The sequence below is a fragment of the Clostridium grantii DSM 8605 genome, assembly GCF_900129965.1.
Taxonomy (GTDB): Bacteria; Bacillota; Clostridia; order Clostridiales; family Clostridiaceae; genus Clostridium_AF; species Clostridium_AF grantii.
The window spans coordinates 19630-33665 of record NZ_FQXM01000021.1 but is presented as its reverse complement, the minus strand read 5'-3'; the positions used below and the strand labels follow the sequence as shown (position 1 = coordinate 33665).

Genomic DNA, 14036 nt, shown 5'->3' with positions numbered 1-14036 from the left:
GTTCAAATCTTTCGATTAGTTAGATTTTATCTAAGAATTTTACACAAAGGTAAGGTTTCATATGATTAATAAATTTTTATTTTTTCTTCTCAAATAAAACAAAAAGCATATAAAAAAACTCTCACCCCCAAGACTTTTAATCTTGAGGGCGAGAGCTATTAATTTTAACTTCGTGGTACAATACCTGTTTGTTTCTATGTAACTAAATCAATTTATCCTTCAAGTTCTTCAACTCCATAAATTCTAGCAGCATTTAAATACATTATATTATCAATTTCATTATCGCAAAGTCCATATCTAGAAAGCTCTTCCTCCCATATTTTCACATCATCATAGACTCTTTCAGGTAAACCATCTGAAGCGTATAATAATTTATAAGAAGAAATTTCTTTACCAATAAGCCTTCTTTCAGTGATATGTCTTCTGATTACATCTCCACCGGATAAATCAAAAAATACATTTCTTCTAAATCTTGCAATTGCACAAGATATATCATACATTCCATATCCCAAATGAGCACCAATAATCTTAAGTTCTGGAAATTTTAATGCTATATTATCCAAGTATATAGGTAACATAAAACGAGAAGAAGAGTTAAATCTTTTTATTTTGCTCTCAAATTCCCTTGAAGGTTCAATGAGTCTCTTGTCAAAAGGAGAGTCTACTAGGTAATCTACTGCATTGCCAATTACTCCAGTATGAAATAATACTACCATATTCAACTTTTCAGCCAGCTCATAAAAGGGATAATATTTTTCTTCGTCATAATTGCTATTAGGACAAATTATTTTTATACCCTTAAACCCACAATCCTTATAATAATTTAATATTTGAGGGTTATCCTTATCAATATCGATATAAGCTAATCCAATAAATAATTCTGGATATCTTTTCATTGCCTCCTTCACCATTTCATTTACTTTTCCTCGTCCTCCAAGCAATGATGCCTTAACTACATTTGCTTTAACTAGGTTTTCAACAAGATGATCTATAAGTCGTAAAGTTTCAGCATCAATCTTTTTAGTAAATTCTGCCTCATACATATCAATTGGAAAGTGTATATGAGATTCAAAAACTCTCTTCATTACTATCCCCCCTTTGATTAATTTATTAATATTCAGGTATCACATATTTTCTATTAGCGATGTTCACTATCTCTGCTTTAACTCCATAAACATCGAAAATGCTTTTAGAATTAATTATGTTATCAATGGTACCTGTTTCAACAGCTCCATTATTAAAAAGCACAATCTTATCTGAATACATAAGTGCATGATTAGGATCGTGAAGTGTCATAATACATGTAACATTTTTTAGTGAATTAATTTCCTTTACTATTCGCAACACTTTAAGTTGATTCTTTAAATCCAAATATGAGGTAGGCTCATCCAGTAAAATAACCTCTGTATCTTGGGCAATCGCCCGTGCTATCATAACGAGCTGTTTTTCTCCACCACTTAGTTTATTAAATTCTTTATTCTTTATATGCTGGATACCTATATGATAAATTGCTTCTTCAACTTTTTCAGTATCCTCTGCTTTAGGCATATATCCTATATGTGGAGCTCTTCCCAATAGAACCATATCAAAAACAGAAAAATTGAAATTGAAATTATACAGTTGTGGAACAGTAGCAACAATTTTTGCAAGACTCTTTGTTTTTAACTTTGATATGTCTCTTCCATCTATAAATATGCTTCCCTCTGCCGGCTTTATTGTTCCATTAATGGATGACATCAGTGATGTTTTTCCACTTCCATTGGGCCCTAGAAAAGTAGTTATAATCCCTTTTTCTATATTTAGGTTCACTTTTTCAAGTACAGTTTGTTTTTGATATGCAATTGTAACATCTTCAATCTTTATCACTGCCACCCACCTGCTTTCATTTTTCTAATGAGAACTATAAAATATGGAGCCCCTATAATGGTTGTTAAAATTCCAATAGGAATTTCAAAGGAGCACAGATTTCTAGAAAAACAGTCTATAATTGCCAGATAAGACGCTCCTAAACAAAAGGACATGGGAATCATTTTGCGATTATCAGGACCAAAAAGCATTCTTAAAATGTGGGGAATCATCAATCCCACTAAGCTAATAATTCCAGAAACAGATACAGCTGAGGAAGCCAGAAGTGTAGATGCAAAAATAAAAATAATCTTGTATTTTTGGGGATTTACTCCTAAAATTGTAGAATCTTTTTCTCCAAGTGCTAGTATATTTAGCTTCCACCTAAAAATAAATGTCAATATGAATCCTAGAAGCATATAAGGAAGCACTGAATAAATTTTCTCCCAACTAGAAGTGTGAAGACTTCCCATTATCCAATATATCAAACCTTGAAGCTTCATGGGATCTATCATTATTTGCAAAACTGATAGAAAAGCTGTAAATGATGAAGATATAACAACACCTGATAAAATAAGAGATACCACAGATGTTTCTCCATCTTTGGTAGCAACCAAGTAGCAAATAGCAACACTAATAAAAGCAAAAAAGAAAGCACTGATTTGAACAGGTATATTTAGAAAAGACAATGCAAGGGCAGCTCCAAAAGCTGCCCCAGAGGATAATCCAAGAGTATAAGGCTCAGCAAGAGGATTCTTTAGTACTGCTTGAAACGAGGTCCCTGCAACAGAGAGACTTGCCCCAACCAGCATGGAGAGAATAACCCTAGGAAGCCTTATGTCAAATAATACACTTAAACTATTCATATCAATTATACTATTAAAAATTGTATAGCCACTTATCTTATAAAGTATTAAGTCTACTACTTTTGAAACAGGTATATAATAAGAACCTATGCATAAAGTAATTAGAAAAACAGGAATAGGTAAAAGCATTACAACCTTTTGTGATATTTTATTCATATAATCCGTCCTTAATTAGCAAGCTAACATCACTTACTTTTATTTAAAATCAATATTGTATAATTTTTTCAACATATAAGTTTTATATTTTTCAAGATCAGTATCCTCAAATAAATCTGGATAAAGTGTTTTCGCTATAAAATTAACTGAATAAACATACTTCACTGTCCAAAGGTCACAATAGAAAGCATCAGGTAGTTCAACAACTTTTTTGTCTACTACTGCCTTTATATTTTTCCATTGAGAATCCTTAAGGTAGTCTTCCGGATTTAAATCATTCATATTCCACATCAAAATAGCTTCGGGATTCCTCTTTACAACATCTTCCATCTTAATAACTATATGTTCATCATTTATGTCTTCAGCTATATTCTTAGCTCCACTCATTTTTATAATACTATCACCTGTACTATTACTCCCTGCGATATCCAGCTTTGTAGGTCCCCAAACATAGCAGAAGGTTTTTTTATTGGGTCTATGTTCTTCAATTTATTATTAATATTTTCAAGTTCTTTTTTAGTATAATTGATTATTTCATCTGCTCTTTTTTCTTTGCCTGAGATTTTACCCAATATATCCATTTTGGTATAAACTTGTTCAAAATTGTCTACTTGTATTCCTATTACTTTTACGCCCTTATCTTCAAGGGTTTTTATATCATCCTTCTGACCTGCCCACATTACTACTACATCCGGTTTCATTCCAACAATATCTTCGATATTTTTATCAATTGCAGGAAGAGTTTTATTTTTTACTCTTTCATCAATTTGTAAAGTAAATTCATAAACTTTTTTATTGTCATAAGTCCACTTATCAATAGCTATTACTTGGTCTTTTGCGCCTAGCATGTACAAATCATTAACCCCACTATTTAAAAGACATACAATTTTTTTGCTGGATAGTTTACTTCAACTTCTTTTCCTCTAGAATCAATAACCTTAACAGTTTGTCCTTCTGTGCCCTGTGAATTCTCAACCTTTCCCTTTTGGCAACCTACTGCCAACATAGCCAAAATACATATTGTAGTAATTAGTGTAATAATTCTTCTAATTTTATTCATTTTTCACCCCTATATAATTTTATAAAAAATTCGACTAACAAAAGTCACTTCTATATAAAAAAAGTATAGTATATTTTTCTTAAAGAACAAGCCATCAAGGGGGATATAAAATGCGCATTTTTGAATTTCTTCAAGAATGCGCATTTTCATGACTATTCAGGTAAATAGTATGCCTAGAATTTATTTATTTTCCCACAACATATACCCCGGATAGGGATACATAATTTAATAAAATATGAATTATTATCATTATTTGATAAAACTATCTATAGCTTTATTCAACTTTTCAATTGCTGTTTGATCTCCTGATTCTACCGCATCCACAATGCAATGTTCCATATGCTCCTTTAAAATTACCTTCCCAGTATTATTAAGCGCTGATATGACTGCTGACAACTGAATCAGCACCTCACTACAGTCCTTTCCAGCTTCCACCATCCTCTTTACCGATTCCAAATGTCCGCTTGCACGAGAAATCCGATTTAGTACCGCTTTTGTATTCTTATGAACATGTTTACGACCCTGGTTGTGAATATGTAAATGTTCTGTTTCAGAAAATCCCTTATGGATATAAGCTTGTTCGTTTTCTTCCATAATCAACTTTTCTCCTAATTTAGAACCCTTCATTACTTTGCTTAAGTTCTTTGAATTTGATTTTATATAGTTATTTATAAAATTATTCATAAATAACTATATATCTTATATTATCTAAAAGTATCTAGATTAGCAACACATACTTAGTTCACTTAGTTTCATTATGTAGGGGTACTAAACTTGTATATGCTATTCTCCCACATGGATAAAACGATGGATATGGTCAAAACTATGGCTATATGAAATTCTGAATATCCTCCAGTTTTTCAAGAATATCATACTCACAACTGCAAAGCCCCTTCCCAGTATTCTACTAGCTTTTCTTTCTCATAAATTAGCAACAATTACTGTAGGAGCTTCCATTGTAAAAGAAACCAGAGGAAATAGGATATTTACCTATTGATAAACAAGTGGCAACCTTCTTATTCCAACTAATAATTAAGCTTGTTCAACTGTTCCACACCAGCTAATCAGATATAATTCGCCCATCATCATTGTTATGTTCCTTCATTTATGCTATATGTGGTATCTCCCCTTTTAATCTATCAAAAAAAGTCAATGATGTAGTCAATGTGATGCTTACTTTGTTTATAAAATCATAAATTAAAGCGTTCTTTTATTGTTTTTGCAACAAATTCTGCCGAAAGATTGGAATTGTCAATTTTAATATAGTTGTCAAACTGTATTTCACCCTGGTTGCTAACACAACGATAATTCTTATCATCATCGATAAGTCTTTGATTAGAGATTTCAATATCTCGCTTTGAAGCCTTATGCCTTAAGCGATTTTCGGTATTATTCCTTTGTAATCTTATTGCTTGATGTGCAACAAGTTCCACATAATAAACATCAGCACCTTTTTTTCTAAAGATATTAGTTACATTTTCTACATAATCCCAATCGGATTTTTGGTCAAAAGCCCACATATATGTAAATATTAATCCATAATTATCTGATGCCGCAAATTCTTCAAACACAATCTTTCTTATTTTATTTATTGATTGTCCATGAAAATAACCGAATATTTCAATAACTGGTTCAATGCTCATATGATTATGAAATAAGCGTAATTCTGTGATTTTCATAAGTTCTTGTCCCACTGTCATTTTTCCAACAGACGCATCTCCAATTAAAAATACCAACTTCAAAAAAATCCCCCCTATGTGAAATATAAATATTATTTAAGCAATCACATCAGCAAAGCCTCCTAGCTAGGTGGTTCCCTCTGCTGACAAATGATTTGTACCAACTTGAAGCCTATGGCGCTTATTAGATTAACTCATTTTTACTTAAAGTATCTCTTTAGTCCACTTTGCTTTTTTAAGTTTATAATCAAATTCTAATGAACCGTCTCCTATTATTTGTTAAATTATATCATATGACTATAAGTATGTATATATATGCAACTATATCAATATTTCTATTTGCTAACCTGTTCAGAATACATAAATATCTTGGTATGAACTTAAAGCATTTAGCTAATTTTTATTTGCCTAAATGGTTAAACTATTATAAAATATTCTAACATTGGAGGAATTACTTTTGAGAGTCTTTATTTCAATTGAATTATCTAAGAAAATAAAAAAATATTTATATGAAATTCAGGTGGGTATACATGATAACGTAGAAAAAGGTAATTTTAGTGATATTGAAAACTTTCATATTACCTTGAAATATATAGGCGAACAAACCCAAGATGAAGTTTTATCTTTAAAAAAAGCTATTAAAAAAACTGCAACTAAATTAGTTCCTTTTAAAATTCAAACGGATACTTTGGGATTTTTCCTAAGAGGAAATAAAAAAATAATTTGGATGGGCCTCACTGAAAAGGAATGTTTACTAGATGAACTATTCATGAATCTAGAAGAAGAACTTGAGAAAATAGGAATAAAAAAAGAAGTGAGATCCTTCACTCCACATATAACATTATTGAGGGATGCAATTTTAAAGGGAAATTTTAATATACTACAGAATAATATAAATTCAAAAGAAAATATTAATGTTGAAGCTATTTCCTTAATGGAGAGTATAAAGATTAATGGTAAATTAACTTATATACCTATCTACGAATGCAGACTGATTTAATTAACACTTTAAGGCTAAAGTTATCCAGACAACAATAGATAAATTTTCCCTTTCCAATCTCATCAGCATTTCCTCCTGGCCAACGTGTCACACTCTACTCCTTTTTTTATGGACAACTTCTCAACTTTCTACAAAAGTGGGGTGAGGTCCCCCCTGCGAGAGAACTTGAGACCCAACTTGCTGTGATTATCATATTTTACTGATAATCATTATCACAATTTATAATAAGACAAGCTTCTCCAAATCATGGTGGTATTCATTTATTCTTTCTTGGGCTTTCTTTTTCATTACTTCAAGTTTATTTCTACTTTGCTGCTTTCATTAGCTCCAATCCATACTCCTAAGACTTCTTTTTCACCATCTAAATTTACGCCTATCACTGCATATGCTGCCTTAACAACTACCTGTTATCTTCTCGTACTTAGTAGCGCGTAGCATCCATAAAATTTAATGCATCTAATATATCTGTTGGTAAGTGAATTTCTGTTCTTGAATATACACTTTTAATAATTCTTTCGACAAATTGACATATAAAAAAACTCCTTCTTGTAATATATTATTATCTCAATTATTGCCAAGAAGAAGTTGTTTTTATTGAGTTTACACAAAATTTTTTACAGGGTTATTTAGAGTTAGGGGAGCTGCCCCTTTATACCATAGATTTTTGGAAAATTCAATTTCAGTTCATTAAAAACAAAAACTAAATTATCATCAATAAACTCTTTATTATATTTCACACAAATAATTGAAATTACTGCCATGTTATTCATTTATTTTTTCCCATTTTGCGCCATTATTCTCAGCTGCTACAATTTTATTATCTTTTATTATAAAAGAACTATTCAATTTCCCACTGCTATAATATAAGTAAATGTCCTCATCCTTTAATTCAAAATAACCATTTGCAATAACGTTAGAGATAGTATCTTCATATATAGTGCTCCTAGATGTATTGTCTAAACAGTACCAGCTAAAATCAGGATTTAAAGTTATTGTTTCTGACATCACTCCTTCAATCCTCCGATATTTCCCATAAATATTATCAGAAATATTAATTTTTTTGCTTGAAACTTCTGCTAAATTATTATGTGTTTCTGATTTCGAACAACCTATGAGTGATATTAGAAATGCAGAAATAATAACAAATAAAATTTGTTTTTTCATCTTTAATACCTCCACTTCTTAAATAATTTGCAATTATTAATGTTGTAATTATTTAAATATTGATATATTTTTATTTCATTTCTTCAATACGATCTTATTTCAGAAATACAAGTGTCCTCATATTTACTTCCCTTATAAACCTCTTCAAGTGTTATTCTAATGAATTCTGTTTTGATTGGATTGAACTCTACGAATTGGTAACTATTATAATCATCATTTAGATTTACAACCATATCCTCACCATTAGAAAATTCAATTCTAATTTTCTTTGGCCTATTATTTTTATAATATATATCACTGGATTTTTGATAACCATTTTCAATTTCAATCCTTTGTACTATTACTTCCCCCTCAAACTCCACTTCTACCCATTCTCCAATTCCATCACCTGAAACACCCTCAACCCATGCAGTGGAGGTATCCATATCAACCACATTTTTTGCATAATAGGTGAGATTATTGTTTGGCTCTAAATAAGAAGACGTGCTTACTGAAACTGGGCGTTTAAATGATAATTCCACTTCTTCTTGCTGATAATTGTCATTTGAAATTTCATTATCAAATTCTGTGAGCCATTTATTTTCCATCTTATATGACGTAAATAAGCCTTGAGAACCATAAGGAACCTCAATGATATAGTTATCTGTCAATCTAGCATATTCTTGCCCTTCTATATATCCTATGCACTGAAAGTTTTCTTCAAAATCTGGATCATTACCACTTCCAAATATTTTAAATATTGTCATTCCCAATGATATAGATGCATCTCCATAGGCAACTATAAGCTCATATCTATCATCCCCATCAATGTCCACAATAGATAATTGCATTATCCATCCATCTATTAGGTTATCCTCATCTGCTATTTCTATAGGAACTGGTGTGTTAGGCACTAAATCATATGCGTAACCACCCATAAATATTATAGCCTTTATACCATTTGTGCTATCATAACTCATTTTAATACTTTCATTTATCCCATCATTATTGATATCAATGTCATCCTCAATATATGTAATTCCTTGGGATGTTTTCCATATATATGTGTATCCCTTATTTTCAGTAAGGAATAATAAATCATTCTCATCATAATTATGATTTTGAATTATAGGACTGTCCTCTGCTGTTGAATTTTTTGAAGGAATTTCCTCATTTAATAGATTTTGGGGCTCATTCTTAATATTTGATATATTATCTGTTATAGTTTTTTCTATAAAATCATATTTTGTAAAGATACCCAGTAAAATCACTATGGCTATAATAATCAATGCAATAATAAGTTTTACTTTTTTATCAATTTTCTTATTATCCCTTTCCTTTGCATCTTCTTTATTATTAATATCTTCTTTATTATTAATATTTTCTTCATACTCGCCATTTAATGTGCTAATCTCAATTTCATAATGCTTTTTTGTTTCCATATCGAATTCATATCCACATTGTGAACAAAAACTAGTATTTTTATCCCTTTCTTTCCCACACCTTGTACAATAAATTTAAATCCCTCCTCAATAATTTCCTATTAATCTTATTTTATTTAATAAAAAGTACCATTTAAAATAACACAGCTAATGTTGCTGCAACTTTACTAACCCTATGCAATTCAGCCTACTATTGTCATACTAATCATATATCAAACAAACAATTCTACTTTATCCACTTCTCTACTCCTAATTCACCAAATTTATTTATATCCATAATTAATGCACCTAGTTCTTTTATCAGTATTTCTGCATCCCTAGCTGGACCAGCCTCTAATGTATCCATAGCTGTTGTTTCTTTAATTGTAATTAATTTACCTGGCAGATACATTCCTGTGCCTTTACTTGTCTTTGAAAACAATGTAAACGAAAAAACTTGCTTACGTCCTAATGTAAAAAAAATAATAATTGCCATCATACATAACTTTAAAATTAGCATATCCCTAATAAAATAGTTTACTAAAATAAATATACCAATAAAAAAAGCTCCTTTCATAATAATAGTGTTATTATTACTTATTACTTGCCTAAAAACACCATTTTCATTGAAGGCCTTTAAATTACTGGCAAGATTATTTTTAGCACTTTCACTCAGTAAATCGGCTGATACAATACATGAAAGAACAAAAGGAACCATAATAATTATTCCAAAAAACCAATGTGAAATAAAATCTGGTAGTATCATAAAAATAGGTGTCGACAGCAATTGTATAAATATACTTAAGATTATTATTTTGACTATACCTATATCTGTTCCCATATAGAATTTCATACCAGATACGTCTTCAATTGGCATCTCATTCAAGTATATACTCTTACCTCTTATTGATTTTCCTTCACTTCCATAAATCACTCGTTTATTAGTAACGTATAATTCACCCTTTGACTTTCCCCCTATTATCTTTCTTAACAATGTACACTCATATATCCTAACTATTTTTTCTTGTTCATCTGACAACTTAAATAATAATTCTTTTTTATTCGCCATATACTATCGCCCCTTAATGTAATTTATTCCCACATTTAATGCAATACTTAGAACTATGTGAATTATTAGTATTACATTTAGCGCAGGTATTAAGTTCTGAAGGCTCCTCATTATCTGTAGACATATCAGATTTACACCACTTCTCACAAGCCAATTCGCCCAACTTTTGAATATCCATAATAACTGCCCCTAATTCCTTAATTAATTTTTCAGCATCCCTACCCGGATCAGCTTCTAACGCTTTAGATGCTGCTTGGTTTGAAAAGCCTAGACTTCGTATGCCTGATATATGGATAGGAGAACCTCCACCACTCTTTGAATTAATAGACATAGACATTGTTTGCCTTTTGGAGTACGACAGAATACTAACTAAATAATATATGCCCAACACAACAGCAATTAATAGAATTACTCCTCGTTCGCTACTACTGTTATTCCCATAACTAGAACTGTAACCACCAAATATAATACTACTCAGGCTTGATACCCCACCAAGTATTGTAAATGAAGATGCAGAAATCCCCAAACAAATGCATCTCCAAACCTTTTCTGCTCTTATGAAAAAACTAGCCCCCAGTAATCCTATTCCAGTAATCCATAGTAGAATTGTGGAAACTTCATAATCATAAATTAAAAGAGCTACAGCGCTAGATGTGAAAAAACTTATAAAGAACAAAGTACTCACTGCCACAAATAATAAATGCATTAAACTGAAATAAGTTCCCTTATAAAATCCTATTCCTGAAATATCTTCAATTGGTACTTCACTTTGAATAATACTTTTGCCCGCTCTAGACTTACCTGTTGCATTAAAAATCACCCTCTTATTCGTTACCGCTAAATTACCTTCAGTTTTTACTCCAAGTAATTTAGAATGCAAACTTGTACAATTATATTGTCTCACCAATTTTTCGTCTTCACACTTAGTAACTAACTTTGGTATAATATTTATCATTAATATTCGCCTCCAATAATTTTCACTATAACTAAAATTAATACTTCTCAAACTTAAATTTTGTAGGTTGCATTTTCCCAATTGAGATAATTGCTTCACCCACCCCTAAACTACTTATATCCCAATCCTCAACAACATTCGATAATATCACCTCTTCTCGAATAGGCTGCGTACTTACTAAAGAATTATAAGCTATTTTCTTTCTATTTTGGCCATATATACTTTTCACAAATTCCCTAGTAGCATAATCATTAACCCTAAATGATACATTAGTATTAAATCCCGATAAGATACTATTTGCTATCTCATATCCATAACTAGACCTTATCTGTTCAACATTTTGCATAGCTACAATAAATTTAGCACCTAAACTCCTACCAAAATTCAACCCATTTTCTATATGATAGAGATTTGGTAACAACATAAACTCATCAATAATGTAATAAACATTACCTTCACTTTTATTTCTCGATAATGACTCCTTAATTGCTAAATCTATCATTAAACGATATATTGGGGTCAATACTTTACCAATTCCTAAATCATACTCAATAAAGAGAGTTCGTCCGCCTTTATTTCTTACAAAATCTCGTATTGACAAACCACCTTCTTTCCTAAAGTTTCCTACTAATAATTCTCGCCTTACTTGTTGCAACTCTGAATATACCCCTTGTGTCTGAGGTGACTCCGGATTTGATATATAGTTAACAATACTCTTTAAATCCTTATGCAATTCTAATCTTTCAATTACTTGCTTGATAGATGCTTGATTTAAGAATAAATTTAACTCCTTGTTATGCATAGCTTTTCCGCGCCTTATTAAATATGTTAATATTCCATAAAAGACATCTTTTGCTGCTAATGGGAAAAAGGGATTCTGAGATTTTGATATCTTCTCTTGAAACAAGGTAGTACATATTTCTAGCAAATTCTCTTCTAAATGAGCATCTCCATCAACCATTGCTTCTTTCATTAAATTCCAATAGTCAATGTTACATACTCCAGTTGCTTTATCATCGTTACTAATAACAGCATCTATGCCTTTACGATAAAATTGATTATAAAAATCACCCTTTGTATCAAATATAATCATCACATCATTTTTATTCATATTTTTCTGTATCTGTTCAATTGACTGTAGCATTGCATTTGTTTTTCCTGTCCCAATACCTCCAATGAAAAGAATATGCTTGCTTAGTAATTCCTCATCGAGTCCTATACTAGCCTCATTACCTATAAATAATACTTTACTATTAGGCAGATATAATGATTTATTTTCCTCTAAGAACTTTCCTTCTAAATAATCTACTCTTTTTAGTGAACTATTCATTTATACCTCCGCTCTATTACATATAATAATTATTATCATTGCTATTTCCATTTTCATTGTTCTTATCATCTGTATTTTTTTCAATACTTTCTGGTAAATCTACTTTCTCTGATAACGCTTCTGACTCTTCATTTTCATTAAATATACTGCTAGAATCTTTTCCTGCCTCCATTTCCATTTGATACTCATCCTGTTGTGAATTTGAATTTTTGATTTTATCAGCGGCCTCATACATTTCATTTTCATCAACCGCCCTAAATATATCTTCTGCACTTTCATCCTCTTGTTGTGATTCTAATCCTTCTGTTATTGTTTCACTCTCTTTTTCTGATTCATGCTTTTCCTCTTGTAAATCTATATTTTTTACTAATAATTCACTTTCCTCTTCTGTTTTTAAGTTTATTTCTTGTAACTCTACTCCTTTAGATAACGCTTCGCATTCTTCTGTTTTTGATTCAACTTCTTGTGACTCTACACCCATAACTAGTGATTCACTTTGATCCTCTGTCTTTGACTCACCGCCTATAATTTTTGATGAATTATCATATTCCTCTTTTGATTTATCCATATATTTATCTTCTTCTTTGTTCTCTATTTTTTTTATCATTTCTTGAAATTGTTCTTCTTCCTTTGACTTTTCTTTTTTTAAATCCACACTATATGGCTCTTTTTCTAATATGATTTCATGACTATCATTTAATTTGAGGTTATCTTCTTTTTCTTCGACACCTTCTTTATCTTCAACTCTATGAATAGCATCACTCCCTGATTTTAATTCCTTATTAATACCTTTGTTATCTTTTGTTGAACTATCTTTTAGATTCCCAACTCCACTCTTTATAAGTCTCATTTCAATGACCCTCTTCTTGCTTCCATTATTAGTATCCTCATATCTAACATTTTCAATCTCTAACAAACTCATTTTATCGAATAAGACTTCATCTTCAGTATTACTAAATGGAGAAATATCCCTTATATATGCTCCCGATGACCCTTTAGGTACTTTTATCTCATAAATCATATCGCTTTTAAATTCTTTACCTTTACGCAAACTTGTACTCATGAAGCCCATTTCCACTTTTTTCTTGCCAATAAGTTCGTAATCTTGTAAATTTGCAAGATGCCCTAGGGCGTCATTCCCTACCCCTCTATACACAGTTATATCATCTGGTACCATCGACTTTCTTACTGCCGTTGATAAGAGCTCAGATCTATCTAAATTATTTCCCTTAAATTTGGTATCTACTATTCTATTTACATTATTAATATTCTCATAGATTTTGTCTCCTTCAACTTCATCATCACTAGAATATTCCATAATAACCTTTTTTTCTTCTTCACTAAGCATACTCATCCATAATTCTCGTTCTTCTTCCATATTATTGTATTTAGTATCATTATTTCTATAATCCTTTTTTCTTCCATTGGCTTCTACTATTTTCAACGCTCTATCTCCTTTTTTCTGCCTTAGATCTTCCTTTATTAAAATCAACCCCATCTATCTCTATTCCT

At 30.8% G+C, this 14036-nt stretch carries 15 protein-coding genes and 1 pseudogene; 1 reads left to right on the top strand and 15 read right to left on the bottom strand.

What is annotated here, in order from left to right; translation table 11 throughout:
* Positions 1-212: 212 nt before the first annotated feature.
* The 8 genes from BUB83_RS15615 to BUB83_RS15580 all read right to left on the bottom strand — a co-directional run bounded on the left by BUB83_RS15615 (position 213) and on the right by BUB83_RS15580 (position 5669).
* The gene (locus BUB83_RS15615) at positions 213-1085 is read right to left on the bottom strand and encodes an amidohydrolase family protein (protein WP_073339513.1); all 873 of its coding nucleotides are present in this window, start codon (positions 1083-1085) and stop codon (positions 213-215) included.
* Positions 1086-1110: 25 nt separating this feature from the next.
* The gene (locus BUB83_RS15610) at positions 1111-1866 is read right to left on the bottom strand and encodes an ABC transporter ATP-binding protein (protein ID WP_159434104.1); all 756 of its coding nucleotides are present in this window, start codon (positions 1864-1866) and stop codon (positions 1111-1113) included.
* Positions 1863-2867: a FecCD family ABC transporter permease gene (locus tag BUB83_RS15605; protein ID WP_073339510.1), complete on the bottom strand. Its 1005-nt coding sequence runs from the start codon at positions 2865-2867 to the stop codon at positions 1863-1865. Before BUB83_RS15605 ends, BUB83_RS15610 begins: the two co-directional genes overlap by 4 nt.
* 39 nt (positions 2868-2906) lie before the next feature.
* Complete coding sequence (locus BUB83_RS22760; protein WP_073339509.1) at positions 2907-3254, bottom strand: ABC transporter substrate-binding protein; 348 nt, start codon at positions 3252-3254, stop codon at positions 2907-2909.
* 2 nt (positions 3255-3256) lie between these two features.
* Positions 3257-3715 (bottom strand): ABC transporter substrate-binding protein, encoded by a 459-nt coding sequence (locus BUB83_RS22755; protein WP_084133611.1) that lies wholly within the window; start codon positions 3713-3715, stop codon positions 3257-3259.
* A gap of 23 nt (positions 3716-3738) precedes the next feature.
* Positions 3739-3927, bottom strand: coding sequence for a hypothetical protein (locus tag BUB83_RS15590; RefSeq protein ID WP_073339506.1), 189 nt, complete (start codon positions 3925-3927; stop codon positions 3739-3741).
* A gap of 249 nt (positions 3928-4176) precedes the next feature.
* Positions 4177-4521, bottom strand: a complete 345-nt coding sequence (locus BUB83_RS15585) for a metal-sensing transcriptional repressor (RefSeq protein WP_073339504.1) — start codon at positions 4519-4521, stop codon at positions 4177-4179.
* 596 nt (positions 4522-5117) lie between these two features.
* On the bottom strand, positions 5118-5669 hold the full coding sequence (locus BUB83_RS15580) for an AAA family ATPase (RefSeq protein ID WP_073339503.1): 552 nt from the start codon (positions 5667-5669) through the stop codon (positions 5118-5120).
* A 394-nt stretch (positions 5670-6063) separates the two neighbouring features.
* Between BUB83_RS15580 and thpR the strand changes: the two genes are divergently transcribed.
* Positions 6064-6606 (top strand): RNA 2',3'-cyclic phosphodiesterase, encoded by a 543-nt coding sequence (thpR, locus tag BUB83_RS15575; RefSeq protein WP_073339502.1) that lies wholly within the window; start codon positions 6064-6066, stop codon positions 6604-6606.
* A 308-nt stretch (positions 6607-6914) separates the two neighbouring features.
* Here the strand turns inward: thpR and BUB83_RS21695 are convergent.
* From BUB83_RS21695 to BUB83_RS15545, 7 genes and pseudogenes are all read right to left on the bottom strand, one after another.
* Positions 6915-7013: pseudogene (locus BUB83_RS21695) on the bottom strand (transposase); the annotation flags it as partial.
* A 355-nt stretch (positions 7014-7368) separates the two neighbouring features.
* A complete protein-coding gene (locus BUB83_RS15570; RefSeq protein WP_073339500.1) occupies positions 7369-7770 on the bottom strand; it encodes a hypothetical protein in 402 nt (133 codons plus the stop codon).
* An 83-nt stretch (positions 7771-7853) separates the two neighbouring features.
* Positions 7854-9191, bottom strand: coding sequence for an NADase-type glycan-binding domain-containing protein (locus BUB83_RS15565; protein ID WP_073339499.1), 1338 nt, complete (start codon positions 9189-9191; stop codon positions 7854-7856).
* Positions 9192-9417: 226 nt separating this feature from the next.
* The gene (locus BUB83_RS15560) at positions 9418-10239 is read right to left on the bottom strand and encodes a GRAM domain-containing protein (protein WP_073339497.1); all 822 of its coding nucleotides are present in this window, start codon (positions 10237-10239) and stop codon (positions 9418-9420) included.
* Positions 10240-10252: 13 nt separating this feature from the next.
* Entirely contained in the window at positions 10253-11194 is a 942-nt protein-coding gene (locus BUB83_RS15555) for a GRAM domain-containing protein (RefSeq protein WP_073339496.1), read from the bottom strand.
* A gap of 37 nt (positions 11195-11231) precedes the next feature.
* Positions 11232-12524 (bottom strand): type IV secretory system conjugative DNA transfer family protein, encoded by a 1293-nt coding sequence (locus BUB83_RS15550; RefSeq protein WP_073339494.1) that lies wholly within the window; start codon positions 12522-12524, stop codon positions 11232-11234.
* 16 nt (positions 12525-12540) lie between these two features.
* Entirely contained in the window at positions 12541-13968 is a 1428-nt protein-coding gene (locus BUB83_RS15545) for an ADP-ribosyltransferase (RefSeq protein WP_159434103.1), read from the bottom strand.
* Positions 13969-14036: the final 68 nt, after the last annotated feature.